The following is a 15,999-nucleotide window of genomic DNA, read 5'->3' on the forward strand; positions in this document are numbered from 1 at the left end:
TGCTGCTGAGCCGAGCCGGACGGAACGACCGGCGGGCTCCCCGTACAGCGCCCGCGCCCGTCGCGGTGCCCCTGCCCGACCTGAGAGGTAGCGCGTGTCGTCGAAGCCGTCCGTCGCCCCGTCCACGCCCGTCGCGACCAGCACCGCCGCCAGGGTCCCGGCCCAGCGCACCGCCAGCACCAGCAGCAGCACTGAGCCGCGCCCCACCCTCGACCAGGACACGCTCGCCGAGATCTACCGCCTGCACGGCGGTTACCTCCTGCGCTCGCTGCTGCGCGCCACCGGCGGCGACCGCGGCAAGGCCGAGGACATCCTCCAGGAGACCCTGCTGCGCGCCTGGCAGCATCCCGAGGCGCTGGCCGCCGGTGCGGAGCAGAGCCGCCCGTGGCTGTTCACCGTCGCCCGCCGGATCGCCATCGACCACTACCGGATGGCCGCGGCCCGCGCGAAGGAGGTCATCGGCGAGCCGCTGGAGGACCGCCCGCTCGCCGAGGACCCGTACGAGCAGGTGGTGGTGGCCCGGGACATCGCCCTGGCCCTGCGCCGGGTGCAGAAGCACCACCGCGAGGTGCTGGTCGAGCTGCACCTCAAGGACAGCTCGGTGCAGGAGGCGTCCTCGCGGCTGGGCGTGCCGCCGGGCACGGTCAAGTCCCGCAACTTCTACGCGATCCGGGCGATGCGCCCGGTGCTGGCCGCCGAGCACGGCTACGCCCCGACCGGGACCGCCGCAGCCGTCTGACCGCATCACCGCGAAGCCGCAGCACCGCGAAGCCGCAGCACCGCGAAGCCGCAGCACCGCGAAACCGCAGGACCGCGAAACCGCAGGACCCGAACAGCAGGAAGGCCCCCGCCCAGTGGGCGGGGGCCTCCTCGCGTGGAACGGATCAGATCCGGGTGTCCTCGACGACCGGGAGCTCGTCGCCCTGCCCCGCCGCCGGCACGAACGCCGTCCGCGGCGATACCCCGTTGGCCGGCTTGGCGGCGGCGGGCTTGGCCCCGCAGAACGCCGGCTCCAGCGCGCCCATCAGCCCCTGCGTCACCGCGCCGTTGTTGGAGGCGTTGGCGAAGACGACCACGGTGCGGTGCCCGTCCCGGGTGGTGAAGGACTGGGTCTGGAAGCCCTGGACGATGCCGCCGTGCCCGTACACGTCCCCGCAGGAGAGCGAGATGCGGCGCAGCCCGAGCCCGTAGGAGATCTTCGCGCTGGGCGTCGGCAGGGCGGCCGTCATCTGCTGGAGCGAGGCGTCGGAGACGAGCCCGCCCGCGCTGCCGGCGACGAGGGCGGTGAGGAAGCGGTCGAGGTCCTCGGCGGAGGAGGTGACGCCGCCGGCGGCCCAGAGCCAGGAGGCGGTCTGCTCGGTGGAGTCGAGCAGCGGCTTGCTGCGGTCGTCGTTGGTGAGGTAGCCGGTGACGTGCGGGCCCTCGATCCGCTGGTCCGGCACGACGAAGGAGGTGCGGGTGAGCCCGAGCGGCTCGATGATCCGCTCGTTGAGCACGTCCGCGTACGGGCGGCCGGTGAGGTGCTCGACGGCGAGGCCCATCAGCACGAAGTCGGTGTTGGAGTACGAGTAGCGGCTGCCGGGCGTGTACTGCTGGCCGTGCCGCACGGACATCGCGACGAGGTCGGTCGGGCTGTACACCTTGCTGCGGATGCGGGCCTCGAAGGCGGCGGTGGTCTCCTCACCGGCCTGCTCCAGCAGGTCGTTGGTGTGGTCGTAGATCCCGGCGCGGTGCTCCATGACCTGACGGCCGGTCATCGTCCAGCTGTCGGGCAGGGTGCCCGCGGGCAGGTACTCGCGCAGCGGGCGGTCGAGGTCGATGCGGCCCTGCTCCGCCAGTTGCATCACGAGAACGGCGGCGAACATCTTGCTGTTGCTGCCGACCCGGAACCTCCACGAGGAGTTCATGGGGGTGCCGTCGAGGTCGGCCTTGCCGACGCTGAGCGAGCGGAGGTTCTCGTCGTCGCCGTGGTCGGTGATCACGGCGAACGCGCCGGGGGCGCCTGCGGCGGTCGTGGTGCGCAGGGCGGCGAGCACGCCGGCCGTGTCGGGCACGGGGGCGGTGGGTCCGTCCTGGTCGGCCGCGGCGGCGTGAGCGGCTCCGGTGGCGGTCAGGACGGCGGCTGCGGCGGCCACGGCCAGGGAGCGCAGAAGACGGGTCTTCGCCATGTTCCTCGGTTCTCTCCTTCGGCTGACGCGGTGTGGTCCGCGTCGATCGAAGATCCACTATCGGCTGCCCGGGCGGGCGGTGGCAACCTGAACCATGGTGTCCGGACGGCCCGTTGTCCAGGGTGTTCTGAGGTGCTTTCACTCCTTTCGCCCCGCCGGAGCCGCGCGGCGCGTGGCCGTTCCGGAGGGCGCACCGCCCGTTTCCCGGCCCGGCGGCAAGGTTTCACCCGCTGTCATCTGCCCGTGGCGGCCGGTCACCGCCATGCTGTTCGTCGCCCGGAGCGGCCCGCGGAACGGCTCGCGGAACAGCCCGCCCCGGGGCTTCCCCGTCCCGTCTCCCCGTTTCCGCACCCCGTTCCCGTCCCCCGTCCCCCCAGACAGTGGAGCCCGAATGCCCCTCGCCTCCCTCGCGCGCCGTGCCGGTGCGGTGCTGCTCGCCGCCGCCGGCCTGATATCCGTCGGCACCCCCGCGAACGCCGCCGGCACGTTCACCGCGTACGTGTTCCCGGACCAGTCGCACAGCGTGGTCTACAGCCTGATCAACTCGGCGACGAAGTCCGTCGACGTCACCATGTACGAGCTGCGCGACACCACCGCCGTCAACGCGCTGATCGCCCGCCAGCGGGCCGGCGTCCCGGTCCGGGTGATCCTGGACGGCGCCCACACCTCGGTGAACGGCTCCGCCTACTCGGCCCTCAAGGCGGCCGGCGTCGGTGTGACGTACTCCTCGACGGCGTTCGTCTACACCCACCAGAAGACCGTCACGGTGGACGGCGCCAAGTCCCTGGTCATGACCGGGAACCTGGACACCACCTACTACTCCAACGACCGCGACTACGCCGTCCTGGACACGGACCTCAACGACGTCGCCGCGATCGAGCGGGTCTTCGCCGCGGACTACGCCAAGACCTCGATCACCCCGACCGACGGCGACAACCTGGTCTGGTCGCCCACCGACTCCCAGTCCCGCCTGCTCGCCCTGATCAACGGCGCGCAGACCTCCCTGGACGTGGAGCAGCTGGAGTTCGGCGACCCGGCCCTGGTGAACGCCGTCGCGGCCGCCGCGAACCGGGGCGTCACCGTGCGCGTGGTCGGCATGGACCAGAGCTCCTACTACTCGTACTTCGACCAGGTCGTCGCCGCCGGCGCCAGGGTCGTCACGTACTCCACCACCACGGGCCTGTACATCCACGCCAAGGCCGTCGTCGCCGACTACGGGACGGCCTCGGCCAAGGTGTTCGCCGGTTCGGAGAACTTCTCCGACAACTCCCTGAACCACAACCGCGAGCTCGGCCTGATCGTCAACGACGCGGGCGTGCTCAGCGCGATCGAGAACACCGTCGCCAACGACTTCGCCAACGGCACGCCGTATTAGAGCCGTTGACGACCCTCCCCACCTACCCGTTCTCGCCCGAGAGGTTCGACATGACTTCCTCCACGACGCCCACCCGCAGCCGCCGCACCGCGACCGCGATCGGCTCCGCCGTCGCCCTGGTCGCCTCCTCCGTCGGCCTGTGGGCCGCGACCGGCTCCAGCGCCCAGGCCGTCGCCCTGCCCACGCCGGACCACATCGTGGTCGTGGTGATGGAGAACCACGCCTACAGCCAGGTCATCGGCAGCAGCAGCGCGCCGTACATCAACCAGACCCTGGTGGCCGGCGGCGCCAACCTCACCCAGTCGTTCGGCATCACCCACCCGAGCGAGCCGAACTACTACGCGCTGTTCTCGGGCTCCACCCAGGGCCGCACCGACGACAGCTGCGTCGTGGTCGGCGGCTTCTCGGCGCCGAACCTGGCCAGCGAGGTCATCGCCGCCGGCAAGACCTGGGCCAGCTACAACGAGTCCCTGCCGAGCCAGGGCAGCACCGTCTGCAGCAGCGGCAACTACGCGCAGAAGCACAACCCGTGGTTCGGCTTCGGCAACGTCCCGCTCAACTCGGCGATGACGTTCTCGCAGTTCCCGACGAACTACTCCACGCTGCCGAAGGTCTCCTTCGTGGTGCCCAACCTGTGCAGCGACATGCACGACTGCTCGGTCGCCACCGGCGACACCTGGATCAAGAACAACCTGGGCGCGTACGCGACCTGGGCGAAGAACAACAACAGCCTGCTGGTCGTGACCTTCGACGAGGACAACAAGCTGTCGGGCAACCGCATCCCGACCGTCGTCTACGGCGCCCACGTGATCCCGGGCAGCACGACGGCCACCACGTACAACCACTACAACGTGCTGCGCACGCTGGAGGACCTCTCCGGTGCGGCCGGCCACGCCGGCAACGCGGGCACGGCGACGGACATCACGGGCATCTGGAACTGACGCCCCTCTCCGGGTAGTCGGGCCGGTGGCGCCCGCCACCGGCCCTCCCGGCCCCGCCCGGGCCCTCAGGCTTCGAAGGCCCGGCTCGACCAGCGCCGCGCCCGCCTGGTAAGGATGGGCGGGTGCGATTCGAACGTGTGCCGATGCCGGAGGCCCTGGAGGCCCGCCCCCGCGACGACCGGGGCTACCCGGTGCCGGCCATCACCCCCTGGCAGGACGGGCGGCCGCAGTTCGCGCTGACCGACCACGACCGCAGCGCCGACTGCGCGCTGCGGCGCCTGTGTTCGGTGTGCGGCGGCTTCATGCCACGCGGCCCGGTGTGGCGGGTGGTGGGCGCCGAGGAGAGCGCGGCCATCGCGGCCGCGCTCGCCGAGGGCCTGCCGTACCGCAACCTCGCGCCCACCCTGGAGGGCCCCGGCCACCGGGCATGCATGCTGTACGCCGCGATGGTGTGCCCCTACCTGGCCCGCCCCAACGCCCGCCGCGGTACCAGCGCCGAGGACGCGGCGGACGAGGTGACCGGCGCCGCCGTGCGCGGTGCGGCGCGCGGTGCGGGCGGGGCGGTGGTCGGGTTCGGCGACTACGAGTACGCCGTCACCGGGGCCCGGGTCCTGTTCCGCTTCCTCGACCTGGTGGAGTTCCTGCCGCACGACTCGGCGGACGAGCAACTCCCGCTGCTGCAAGCCGAGTTGTCTGACATCACGGCTGCGGACGGTAGGACGGCAGCCCCTTGATCGTGGAGACCTGGGTCGGCGCGGCCGAGCCGTCCGCGGGCAGGGTGACGATGCCGTCAGGGGTCCGGGCCGCGATGGTCCTGCCGTCCGGGGACCACGCCGGCTCGGTGTAGTCGGTGGTGGCGGAGGGGGTGAGGTCCTTCTCGCTCTTCGGGCCGTCCAGCGGGGAGCGGCTGAACAGGTGGTCGTGGCCGTTGACCGAGCGGACGAAGACGAGGTGCTCGCCGTCCGTGGACAGCGCGGGCTGCGAACCCTTGCCCATGGAGTGGGTGTTGGGGCGGATGTAGGTGTCGTAGATGAACACCTCGCCCGCGGGGGTGTTGGCGTACGCGATCTCGCCGCGCTGGCCGCCCGCGTTGGCCCAGGTGTTGCCCGCCTGCGGGGGCTGCGGCATGTTCTCGTTGCCGCCCTCGGAGTTGTGCGGGGTGAGGACCTCGGGGGTGCCGCCGACGGACTTGACGGGGATCGTCTCCAGGCGCAGCGTGCCGCCCTTGTCGGAGGCGAAGACGAGGTTCCTGAACCGTTCGGTGGCGTTCGCCGAGGTGTCGCCGCCGGTGTCCTTGGTGGCGCGCTGCCAGGTCGGGTGGGACCAGGTCTCGCCGGCGGGGTGCTTGGCGACGACGACCTTGCCGCCGCCGTCCGGGTTGGCGGTCATCAGGTCGCCGTCGCCGTTGATGAACACGGCCTTCTTACCGTCGGGGGACCAGGCCAGGTCGCGTACGGCGGTGCCGAAGTCGACGGTGGTGCCGTTGATCGCGATGGCCGCGGCGCCGGTGCTGATGGTCAGGTGGTTGGCGGCGGAGGTGCCGTTGACCTCCTTGCCGCCGGGGGCGGGGGAGCCGCTGCTCTTGCCGCCCGGGCCCGCGCTGCCGGTGGCGACGGGCGCGCCGGAGGTCGGGGCGGCCACGGGGTCGCTGGTGTCCGGGCCGCAGGCGGTGAGCAGGACGGCGCTGACGGTGGTCGTCAGGGCGATGGCGGCTGCGGTGCCGAATCTGTTGCGCTCGGACATTTCCAGGTCCCCCTCGGGTGTGGTTCGTGTTCGAGGAAGAGTCTGGCAGCGGCAGGTCAGGGCGCGGTGAGGGTCGCGTCACAGCTGTGGAACAAGATCAGCGGCGGAACGAAGGCCGCGCGACGGCCCGTCACGCCGGGGGCGGGGTGCGGGCCCCCGGCGTGCTTCACGGAACGTCAGGAGACGGTGTACGAGCTGCCGAAGGCCGTCACGGAGAGTGGGCCTTCTAGGCCGTAGTTGCCGGTGGCGGCGATCCGGCGCAGGCACTCGACCCGGTCGACGGACTTGCGCCACTCCTCGGCGGTCGAGGAGTTGGCCGGGTTGGTGAGGTCGTCCACGCGGACGTCGAAGAAGGCGTCCAGCCACGCCTTCTCGCCGGCCGCCGCCGGGGAGCCGACCTTGGCGGTGGTGCGGTCGACCAGCGCGGGCAGGGCGTCGTACTCGCCGCCGTTGCCGTGCTGGATGGAGGCGTCGTACAGCTCGGCGCGGGCGAGCGCGGTGGTGAGGCCGAGGCGGTCGGCCTGGTCCATGGCGGGGGAGAAGTAGCGCTGGTCGACCTGGTCGTCCTGGACCTGGCGGAACGTCGCGTCCTGGGCGGCCTGCTGCCAGGCGGCGATGTAGTCGGCCTCGGGCAGGCCGCTGGTGTCGCCGCTGCCGGAGGCGGCCAGGCGCTCCAGTTCGGGGATGAAGCGGGCGAGGGGATTGTCGGGGGAGACGGCGGTGTAGGCGCGGACCACCTTGAGGGCGTCGCCGTCGTTGGTGGTGAAGCCGGCGCGGCCGGCGGTGACGCCGCGTCCGTCGTGGATGTTCTCGGCGTAGGCGTACTGGATCTCGGTGGTGCTGTTCTCGAAGATGCTGACCAGCTGGTCGGCCCGGCGGCGCTGGTCGGGGCTCATGCCCGCGGCCTGGACGGTGGCCTTGGCGGCCTGGGCCTGGGTCTGGGCCTGGGCCTGGCTCCGGGCCTGGGTTTGGGTTTGGGTCTGGGCCGTGACGGTGGTGGTCGGCGTGGCCTCGGCCGCGGTGCAGGCCCAGGTGGAGGCGGCGGTGAGGGCGACGGCCGCAACGGCGGTGGCGGCTCGGTGGGTTCGGGTGAAGCGCATGTGGGGGCTCCGAATCCATGAGGGGGGTCTTGTTAGGAAACTTTCCTAACTTGGACCGCATTGAAGCACCGATGGCCGGAGCCGTCGAGACCTCGCGGACGGTCGGCTTGAGGGATTTGTCTGATTCATCAGAGAACCGTGAGGATTGCGTGGTGCTTGGAGCGGTGTTTATCGGCCGTTGATCGCCTGCGCCTACCGTCACTCCCATGAGCGAGACAGCGGCCGAGGGGCCGGCGCCCGAGGGGCGGATGACGGAACAGGACGTCGAGCGGTTCCGGCGGTTGCTGGCCCGGCTGGACGAGTCGCTGGCGGCCGACCGCGAGGCGGCGGGCCGGGAGGGCTGAGCGAGATCGACGAAGGCCCGGGGTGTGCTGAGCGCACCCCGGGCCTTGTGTCGTCCGGCAGTTGGCGGTCCGTCAGTTGCAGCCGATCAGTTGCAGCCGTCGCAGCAGCACCCGTCACAGCAGTCGCAGCCGTCGCAGCACTGGCAGCAGTCACCGCAACCGCTGCAGGAGTCGCACCCGTTGCAACAGTCGCAGCAGTCACAGCAGTCGTGCCGCTCGCAGAACCCCTTCCGCCGCTCGTGCGTGAACGGGTCGTTGTGCTCGCAGCACAGCAGCTGGCACGTGCAGGCCATCAGGGCCCACACCGCGCAGCCGGCGAGCAGGTTGCGCGGAGGCGGCGGCGTCTGGCCGGGCGGGGTGAAGCCGGGGCCCATCGGCACCCAGGGCGGCGGTGGCTGGTTCGGGTCGTGCCCGGGCGGCGCCTGGTGCGGCGGCGGACCGTACGGGCTCGCGCCGGTCGGCGCGGCGGCGCCGGTGCCCGCGTGCCCGTCTGCGTTACCCGTACCCGCGCCCGTCCGCGTACGGCAGGTCGCGCCGTGCCCCGGGGCGCCGAAGACCCGCTCCACGGCGCGCTCCGTCTCGTGCGCCAGCAGCACGTGCACCAGCTGCTTGTCGGTCAGCTCGACCTCCCGCAGCGCGAGCCGGATGCCGTGGACGGCGTCCCGGCAGAGCCGCTCGGCCTCGGCGCGGTCGGTGCCCGTCGCGGTGAGCGGGTTCCACGCGCCGCTCGCGGCGTCCTCGGCCTGGTCCTCGGCGGCGTCCAGCAGGTGGGCGAGGCGGCCGAAGAGCCGTCCGGCCTCGGCGAGGGGTGCCGCGTTGCCGGGGCGGCCGGCGATGACCGCGGTGTGCTCGAAGGCGGCGGCGGTGGCGGTCTCGGTGGGCTCGGTGACCAGCAGCACGGAGTCGCCGGGCAGCAGCGAACGCTCCAACTCGCCCTGCCGGGAGGCGGCTTCGAGGAGCACCCCGGTGTCGAAGCCGACCACGGAGGCGCTGCCCGCGCTGCGCCGGTCCCAGCGCCGGGTGACGGCGCGGGCCCCGGCGGCGACCGGACGGCGGGCGAAGACGCCGTCCCGGTCCTCGACGTGGTCGCGGATCTTCACGGAGGCGAGGGTGAGCGAGACGGCGGCGGCGAGCCTGGCCCCCTCGCCCTTGGCGACGGAGGCCGTCCGCATGCCGCGCAGCGGGCAGGGCCCGGCGGTGCGGCGCCAGGAGGAGTCCTCGCGGGCGGCCTGCGCCTCGACCAGGACGGAGATGATCAGACCGTCGTAGTTCGTCGCCGTGCGGGCGAGCTGGCCGTGGTCGTCGCGCAGGGCGAGGCAGAGGCCGCACAGGTGCGCCATCCAGGAGGCTTGGAGCCGTTCGGACAGGCGGTGTTTGCACGGTCTGATGATGCCGAACACGGAAGTCCCCCTCGCCTTGTGGACCGCCGGCCGGCCACGATGTCCGGGACATCATATGATCGACGGCGCTCGCGGTGAGGCGCTCCGTCAGCGGTCCGCCAGGCGCCCGCCAGGCGCTCCGTCCGGCGGTCTGCGAGGCGCCCGCCAGGCGCTCCGTCCGGCGGTCTGCGAAGCCGTCGGCCCCGTCGCCCTCACGCCTCCGCGGACGCGCCCTCCCCGATCACGGGCAACTCCACCGCCACCACCCGCAGCGCCTCCTCCACCCGCTCCACCGCAGCTCCGCCCGTATGCGGCAGCCGGGCCACCGACAGCCGCCGGTGCTCCTGCGGCCCGCCGCGCACCGGCAGCACGCGCACCCCCTCCGGCACGGCGGGCGCCAGCAGGGCCGGTACGGTCGTCAGCCCGAAGCCCGCGGCCACCAGGTGCAGCTTGGCCAGCCAGTCCCGGACGGACAGCACGATCTCCGGCCGCTCGTCCAGCCCCGGCCACACCCCCATCAGCCGGTCCTCGCCCACCGACGGCGCCGCGATCCAGCGCTGCCCCCGCAGGTCCGCCACGTCCACGAAGTCGGCCCGGGCCAGCGGATGCCCGGCCGGCACCGCCAGGCACAGCTGCCGCTCACTCAGCGTGCGCATCCGCAGTGGGGGCGACTCGTCGTCCAGCGGCCGGTACGGCGGCGCCGAGGCGAGCAGCGCGAGATCCAGGCTGCCCGCGCGCAGCGCCCGCACCAGCGTCGGGGTGGTGCCCTCGCGCCCGACCACGTGCAGGTCCGGGTCGGTGCGCCGCAGCCTGGTGAGCACCCGCGGCAGCAGGACGGCGCCCGCCACCGGCACCCAGCCCAGCCTCACCGTCCCCGGCTGGCCCGGCAGTTGGGACAGCTCCCGGGCCGTCGCCTCGATCTCGCCGAGCACCGCCGTCGCCCGCCGCAGCACGATCCGCCCGGCGGCGGTGAGCCGGACGCCGTCGCGTCGTCGCTCCAGCAGTTCGGCGCCCGCCGCCCGCTCGATCGAGGCGATCTGCCGGGAGACGGCCGACTGGGTGTAGCCGAGCGTGACCGCGGCCGAGGTGAACGTCCCCTGCTCGGCGACGGTGCGGAAGACCCGCAGTGCGGTGAGTGACACATCCGTGAAGTCCATGACGTTTCCTCATACTACCTGTGCTCAGCTTTCGTTGGACGCATGCGATGGCGGCTCCTAGCGTTACGGGCATGGACATCGAACGCACCGCAGCCACCACCGCAGCCACTACCGACACGGCGGGCACCACCGCCACCGCCCGTACGGCGCTCGTCACCGGCGCCAACCAGGGCCTCGGCCTCGCCCTGGTGGAGGGCCTCGCCGCCCGCTTCGACCCCCAGGACCTCGTGCTGCTCACCGGCCGCGACGAGGGCCGCGTCGCCCGCGCCGCCGCCGAGGTCGCCGCCCTGCCCGGGACCCGCGCCCGGGTCGAGGGCCGCGTCCTGGACGTCACCGACACCGACGCCATCGCCGCCCTCGCCGAGGAGTTGCGCCGCCGGCGCGGCGGCGTCCACACGGTGATCTCCAACGCCATCGCGCGCGTCCTGCCCACCGAGTCGCAGGCCCCGCGCGTCGACGAGTTCATCGACGTCTCCAACACCGCCACCCACGCCGTGCTGCGCTCCTTCCTCCCCGTGCTGAACCCCGGCGGCCGGATGCTCGTCGTCGCCAGCACCCTGGGCACCCTCGGTCACCTCGACCCCCGGCTGCACCCGCTCTTCGACGGCGCGACCCTCGACCAGGTCGAGTACGCCGTCGAGTCCTGGCGCCGCGCCCACCACAACGGCACCACGCGGGACGGGGGTTGGCCGCTGTGGCTGAACGTCCCGTCCAAGGTGGCCCAGGTCGCCGCCGTACGGGCCGTCGCCGCCGAGCGCCGCGAGCGCGACCTCGCCGAGGGAACCCTCCTCGCCTCGATCTGCCCCGGCATGGTCGACACCGCCACCTCCCGCCCCTGGTTCACCGACTTCAGCCACGCCCAGACGCCCGCCAAGGCGGCGGAGGCGGTCCTCGACCTCGTCCTCGCCGAGGGCGCCGACCCGGAGCTGTACGGGCAACTCGTCCGCTTCGGTGAGGCCCTGGACTGGCACAGCGGCGCGCCGCTGGCCGAGCAGGACGGCCTGCTGATCCCCTGACCCTGCCTCTGTAGCCTCTCCCATATCCGGGATAGCATCACGAATATGGGAACAGAAACGGCCGCCGCCATCGCCGCCGACGAGCGGCTGGCACAACGGCTCGCCGAGCTGCGGCTCGAACGCGGGTAGACGCTCGACGAGTTGGCGCGCCGGGCGGACGTCAGCCGCTCCACCCTCTCGCGCGTCGAACGCGCCGAGGTCAGCCCGACCGCCGCTCTCCTCGGGCGGCTGTGCGGGGTGTACGGGCGGACCATGTCCCGGCTGCTCGCCGAGGTCGAGTCCGGGCCCGTGCCGCTGGTCCGGGCCGAGGAGCAGCAGGTGTGGTGGGACGAGGCGACCGGATTCGTCCGGCGCTCCGTCTCCCCGCCGCACGGCTCGCTGCACGCCGAGATCATCGAAGGCCGGCTGCCCGCCGGCGCCGACATCGCCTACGACCGCCCCATCCTCCCCGGGCGGGAACACCACCTCTGGCTCTTCGAGGGGCAGTTGGAGCTCACCCTGGACGGCCAGGCGCACCCGCTCGCCCCCGGCGACTGCCTGCGCTACACCTCCACCACCTGCCGCTTCCGCAGCCTCGGCCCCGGCGAGGCCCGCTACGCGCTCGTGGTGGTCGAACCGTGAGCGCGGCCCTGGGCACGGCGGCCGCCAGGGAAGCCGCCCCGAAGCAGCGCTTCGACGCCGCCGGACGCCGGGTGCTGCTGGTCTGCGTCGCGGGCGGGTTCACCACCCTGCTCGACCAGTCCGTCCTCAATACCGCCATCCCCGCCCTGCGCGAGAGCCTCCACGCCCAGCCCGCCCACCTCCAGTGGATCGTCGCCGGGTACTCCCTCGCCTTCGGCCTCGCCCTGATACCCGGCGGGCGCCTGGGCGACGTCAAGGGCCGCAAGTGGTTCTTCGTCTCCGGGCTCGCCCTGTTCACCCTCGTCAGCCTGGTCTCCGCGACCGCCACCGACCCCGCCGTGCTCATCGCCGCCCGACTGCTCCAGGGCGCCGGCGCGGGCCTCGTCAACTCCCAGATGATCGGCACCCTCCAGGACGTCTTCGACGGCCAGCTGCGCGCCCGGGCCCTCGGCATGTACGCCGTCACCGGCGGCCTCGCCTTCGCCCTCGGGCCGCCCGTCGGCGGCGCGGTCATCGCCGTCGCCGGGCCCGAACTCGGCTGGCGGCTCACCTTCCTGCTCAACCTGCCCTTCGGCCTGGCCACCCTCGTCCTCGCCGTCCGCCACCTGCCCCGGCCCAAACCGGCAGCCCGGCACGCGGACCTGGACATCCTCGGCCTGCTGCTCGTGGCCGCGCTCACCCTCGCCCTGATGCTCCCCTTCGTCCAGCCGCCCGGCTGGGCCGGCTGGCTGGGCTTCGCCGCGGCCGCCCTGCTCCTGCTCGGAGCCCTCGCGTGGTGGCAGCGCCACTACGCCCGTACCGGCGGCCACCCCCTCATCCACCCGGCCCTCACCCGCTCCGCGCCCTACGCCCTCGGCACGGCCACCGCCATGGCGCAGTTCGGCTCCTCGCTCGCCGCCTCCCTCGTCCTCACCATGTTCCTTCAGGACGGCCTCGGCCTCTCCCCGATGGGCGCCGCCCTCGTCGCCCTGCCCTCCGCCGTCGCCATGGGCACCGCCTCCGCGCTCGCCTGGCGCGTCGTCCAGCGCTTCGGCCGACGCACCATCACCTACGGCATGGCCGGCGCCGCCCTCGCCTACCTCACCAGCGGCCTCCTCGCCCACGGGGCCCCCGCCCCCTACCTGCCCTGGCTCCTCGCCCTCCTCCAACTCCTCGGCGGCGCCTCCACCGGCGTGATGATGTCCACCAACCAGGCCTACGTCCTGCGCCACGCCCCCGCCGAAGCCGCCGGCGTCAGCGGCGCCATCCTCCAGATGTCCCAACGCATCGCCGCCGCCGTCACCGTCTCCGCCCTCTCCGGCATCTACCTCCGCCACACCACCACCGGAGGCACTCACCGCACCGCCTACCTCACCACCACCCTCATCTGCGCCACCATCGCCGCCCTGGCCATCCTCACCTCCCTCCCCACCCCCACCAAGCGCTCTACCCCCACCCGCTGACCCCCGCTGCGGCCACTCTCACCCGCTAAACCGTCCGCCCCGACGGCACCTCACCCCCCCGCCGTCGCGCCGAATCGCACGAGAAGTCGACGGAGTCGACTTCCTGCGCCACCATCTCCACCCGCTACGGCGCCCGCCCGGCTGCGGCCATCACCTCGCCCCCTCTGCTGCGGCGGGGCTCGCCCTCCGCTGGCTAGCGGGTGGCGCGAGAAGTCGGCGGCATCGACTTCCTGCGCTGTCACCACCTCCGCTCCCTGTGGCGTCCGCCCCGCTGAAGCTTCAGCGGGGCGGACTTCACGCGAGGTGGAATAGGTCGCCGCCGCCCTGCAGTCCGTTGCCCCCACCTTCGCTGCCACCCCGGCGGGTGGGGGCATCGACCTCTCACGCTGCCACCTCCACCCGTTATGTCATCCGCCCTGCTGGTATCCCACCCATGCTGGCGCCTCAGCGGTTGGCGGGTTGCACGGGAAGTGGGCGGCATCGACTTCCTGCGCCACCACCTCCACCCGCTACGGCGCCCGCCCCGGCTGCGGCCTTGGCGGGTTGCGCAGGAAGTCGGTGACATCGACTTCCTGCGCTGCCGCCATCACCTCGCCCCCTCTGCTCCGGCGGGGGCTCGCCCTCCGCTGGCTAGCGGGTGGCGCGAGAAGTCGGCGGCATCGACTTCCTGCGCCACCACCTCCACCCGCTACGGCGCCCGCCCCGGCTGCGGCCTTGGCGGGTTGCACGGGAAGTCGGTGACATCGACTTCCTGCGCCGTCACTATCTCCACTTCCTGTGTCGTCTGCCCCGCTGAAGCTTCAGCGGGGCAGACGACACAGGGAGGTGGAATAGGTCGCCGGTGCCCCTGCCTTCGTTGCCGTTTCGGTGGGGCGGCATCGATGTGCTGCGCCGCCGTCACTTCCGCCTGCGCTGGTGGCGGCTCGCCCCGGCTGGTCGGCGGGCGGGTGGCGCGAGAAGTCGGCGGTATCGACTTTCCATGCGCAGGTCTCGGTGCAGCGAGCGGCGGCAATTGTGCGGGGAAGTCGGTCGGGTCGACTTCCCCGCGCAGCGCTGCTCGCTGGTGGGGCAGGAGGCTGCGGCTGAAGGCAGTGAGCAGGTGATGTCGTCAGCGCGAGAAGTCGGCGGTGTCGACTTCTCGCGCCGGCAGAGCTCTCCCCATCAGGTGACCGCTGCCGCGTAGGAAGTCGATCTGTTCGACTTCCTACACGCCGGGGGCGGTGGGGAGGCGGCCGCTCTTTATGGCGGTGAGGAGGTCCGCGTGGTCGGCTTCGGTGCGGTCGGCGTAGGCGACGGCGTGGGTGGCGATGGCTTCGTCGAGGGCTTCGCTCTTGCCGCAGTAGCCGGAGAGGAGGCTGGGGTCGGCGGTGTGGGAGTGGGCGCGGGCGAGGAGGGCGCCGGTGATGCGGGCGTAGTCGTCGAGTTGGGCGGGCTGGAGGGCGGCGGGGTCGACGCTGCCCTTGCGGTTGCGGAACTGGCGGACCTGGTAGGGGAGTCCGTCGACGGTGGTCCAGCCGAGGAGGGTGTCGCTGACGACCTGCATGTGCTTCTGGCCGAGGACGACCCGGCGGCCCTCGTGTTCGAGGGGCTGGGCGCCGCTGCGGCCGGGCAGGTACGGGAGGAGGGCGGAGGGGCGGGCCTCCTTGACCTGGAGGACGAGGGGCTGGTCGCGGTGGTCGGTCAGCAGGACCACGTACGAGCGGGTGCCCACGCTGCCGGTGCCGACGACGCGGAAGGCCACGTCCTCGACCCGGTGACGCCCGAGGAGGGTGCGCACCTCGGCGGGCACCGTGGTCACGTACGCGCCGAGGGAGTCCGCCACGGCGGTGGCGGTGGCGTCGGTGACCTCGGTGAGCACCGGCGGGGCGGCCGTGAAGCGCCAACCGCCGTCCTCCGTACGGGTGGTGCTGCGGGCGGCGAAGCGGGCGCTGGTGTTGCCGAGGGCCTTGGCGCCGACGCGCTCGAGGACGTCGGCGAGGTCGTGCGCCTCGGCGAAGGAGACCAGCTGTTCGTCGGCGACGGCGTTCCACGCGTCCAGCGCGGGCAGCTTGGCCAGGGTGCGTACGGTGCGGCGGTAGGAGCCGGCGGCGTGGCGGGCGGCGTCGCGGGCGGTGGTCTCGTCGGCGCCGGTTTCGCGGGCGGCGAGGACGAGGCTGGCGGCGAGGCGCTTGAGGTCCCATTCCCAGGGGCCGGGGACGGTCTCGTCGAAGTCGTTGATGTCCATGACGAGCCGGCCGCGCGCGTCGCCGTACAGGCCGAAGTTGGCGGCGTGCGCGTCCCCGCACAGCTGGGCGGTCACGCCGGTGACGGGGCTGGCGGCGAGGTCGGCGGCCATCAGTCCGGCCGAGCCGCGCAGGAACGCGAAGGGCGAGGCCGCCATCCGTGCGACCCGGAGGGGTACCAGGGAGGCTATGCGGCCCGCGTTGGAGGACTCGAGCGCCTCGACGGCGGTGGGCCGCCCGGTGGCGGGCGCGAATTCGGCGTGGCGCTCGCGCGGCACCCGTTCGCGCAGTGCCTTGCCGCGCTCGCGCGCCCGCCCGTCCCGTTCCGTCGCGAATCCCGCGACGGCGAACTCCCGCCGCGCGCCGCCCGTCGCGCCGCCACCCACGCCCGCGCCGCCGACCGCCCCGGCCTTGGCCCCGCCCGTCGTCACTGCCACTGCTCCCCGCCCGTCCGTTCCGTTCCGACCATCGCCCGTGACCTGCACGGATGG

13 protein-coding genes and 1 pseudogene are annotated in these 15,999 nt (G+C 73.1%); 8 read left to right on the plus strand and 6 right to left on the minus strand.

From position 1 onward, the window contains the following. The first annotated feature begins 94 nt into the window (after positions 1 to 94). The gene (locus ACIBCA_RS27465; RefSeq protein WP_396285683.1) at positions 95 to 739 is read left to right on the plus strand and encodes a sigma-70 family RNA polymerase sigma factor; all 645 of its coding nucleotides are present in this window, start codon (positions 95 to 97) and stop codon (positions 737 to 739) included. A gap of 145 nt (positions 740 to 884) precedes the next feature. Here the strand turns inward: ACIBCA_RS27465 and ACIBCA_RS27470 are convergent, their stop codons facing one another. Next, entirely contained in the window at positions 885 to 2,168 is a 1,284-nt protein-coding gene (locus ACIBCA_RS27470; protein WP_396285684.1) for a serine hydrolase domain-containing protein, read from the minus strand. Positions 2,169 to 2,559: 391 nt separating this feature from the next. On the opposite strand from ACIBCA_RS27470, the gene ACIBCA_RS27475 reads away from it, so the two are divergent. The 3 genes from ACIBCA_RS27475 to ACIBCA_RS27485 all read left to right on the plus strand — a co-directional run bounded on the left by ACIBCA_RS27475 (position 2,560) and on the right by ACIBCA_RS27485 (position 5,218). Further along, the gene (locus ACIBCA_RS27475; RefSeq protein ID WP_396285685.1) at positions 2,560 to 3,543 is read left to right on the plus strand and encodes a phosphatidylserine/phosphatidylglycerophosphate/cardiolipin synthase family protein; all 984 of its coding nucleotides are present in this window, start codon (positions 2,560 to 2,562) and stop codon (positions 3,541 to 3,543) included. A gap of 50 nt (positions 3,544 to 3,593) precedes the next feature. Next, entirely contained in the window at positions 3,594 to 4,484 is an 891-nt protein-coding gene (locus ACIBCA_RS27480) for an alkaline phosphatase family protein (RefSeq protein WP_396285686.1), read from the plus strand. Positions 4,485 to 4,606: 122 nt separating this feature from the next. Then, positions 4,607 to 5,218 (plus strand): hypothetical protein, encoded by a 612-nt coding sequence (locus tag ACIBCA_RS27485; RefSeq protein WP_396285687.1) that lies wholly within the window; start codon positions 4,607 to 4,609, stop codon positions 5,216 to 5,218. On the opposite strand, the gene ACIBCA_RS27490 is transcribed toward ACIBCA_RS27485, so the two are convergent. Continuing rightward, entirely contained in the window at positions 5,184 to 6,227 is a 1,044-nt protein-coding gene (locus ACIBCA_RS27490; RefSeq protein ID WP_396285688.1) for a hypothetical protein, read from the minus strand. The genes ACIBCA_RS27485 and ACIBCA_RS27490 overlap by 35 nt on opposite strands. A 176-nt stretch (positions 6,228 to 6,403) precedes the next feature. After that, the gene (locus tag ACIBCA_RS27495) at positions 6,404 to 7,327 is read right to left on the minus strand and encodes a chitosanase (RefSeq protein WP_396285689.1); all 924 of its coding nucleotides are present in this window, start codon (positions 7,325 to 7,327) and stop codon (positions 6,404 to 6,406) included. Between the two features lie 206 nt (positions 7,328 to 7,533). Between ACIBCA_RS27495 and ACIBCA_RS27500 the strand changes: the two genes are divergently transcribed. Further along, entirely contained in the window at positions 7,534 to 7,671 is a 138-nt protein-coding gene (locus ACIBCA_RS27500; RefSeq protein WP_396285690.1) for a hypothetical protein, read from the plus strand. 86 nt (positions 7,672 to 7,757) lie between these two features. Here the strand turns inward: ACIBCA_RS27500 and ACIBCA_RS27505 are convergent, their stop codons facing one another. Both ACIBCA_RS27505 and ACIBCA_RS27510 read right to left on the minus strand, forming a co-directional pair. Continuing rightward, positions 7,758 to 9,071 (minus strand): DUF5685 family protein, encoded by a 1,314-nt coding sequence (locus tag ACIBCA_RS27505; protein WP_396285691.1) that lies wholly within the window; start codon positions 9,069 to 9,071, stop codon positions 7,758 to 7,760. A 191-nt stretch (positions 9,072 to 9,262) separates the two neighbouring features. Beyond that, complete coding sequence (locus ACIBCA_RS27510; RefSeq protein ID WP_396285692.1) at positions 9,263 to 10,207, minus strand: LysR family transcriptional regulator; 945 nt, start codon at positions 10,205 to 10,207, stop codon at positions 9,263 to 9,265. A gap of 71 nt (positions 10,208 to 10,278) precedes the next feature. Here ACIBCA_RS27510 and ACIBCA_RS27515 point away from each other — a divergent pair, with 71 nt between their 5' ends. The 3 genes and pseudogenes from ACIBCA_RS27515 (at position 10,279) to ACIBCA_RS27525 (ending at position 13,286) form a co-directional block, all read left to right on the plus strand. Then, entirely contained in the window at positions 10,279 to 11,223 is a 945-nt protein-coding gene (locus tag ACIBCA_RS27515) for an SDR family NAD(P)-dependent oxidoreductase (protein WP_396285693.1), read from the plus strand. A 45-nt stretch (positions 11,224 to 11,268) separates the two neighbouring features. Beyond that, a pseudogene (locus ACIBCA_RS27520) lies at positions 11,269 to 11,844 on the plus strand (helix-turn-helix domain-containing protein). Then, positions 11,841 to 13,286, plus strand: a complete 1,446-nt coding sequence (locus ACIBCA_RS27525; RefSeq protein WP_396285694.1) for an MFS transporter — start codon at positions 11,841 to 11,843, stop codon at positions 13,284 to 13,286. Before ACIBCA_RS27520 ends, ACIBCA_RS27525 begins: the two are co-directional and overlap by 4 nt. A 1,204-nt stretch (positions 13,287 to 14,490) precedes the next feature. On the opposite strand, the gene ACIBCA_RS27530 is transcribed toward ACIBCA_RS27525, so the two are convergent. Next, on the minus strand, positions 14,491 to 15,945 hold the full coding sequence (locus ACIBCA_RS27530; protein WP_396285695.1) for a DUF2252 domain-containing protein: 1,455 nt from the start codon (positions 15,943 to 15,945) through the stop codon (positions 14,491 to 14,493). Positions 15,946 to 15,999 lie beyond the last annotated feature (54 nt).

The organism is Kitasatospora sp. NPDC051170, from assembly GCF_044455705.1.
Lineage (GTDB): Bacteria > Actinomycetota > Actinomycetes > Streptomycetales > Streptomycetaceae > Kitasatospora.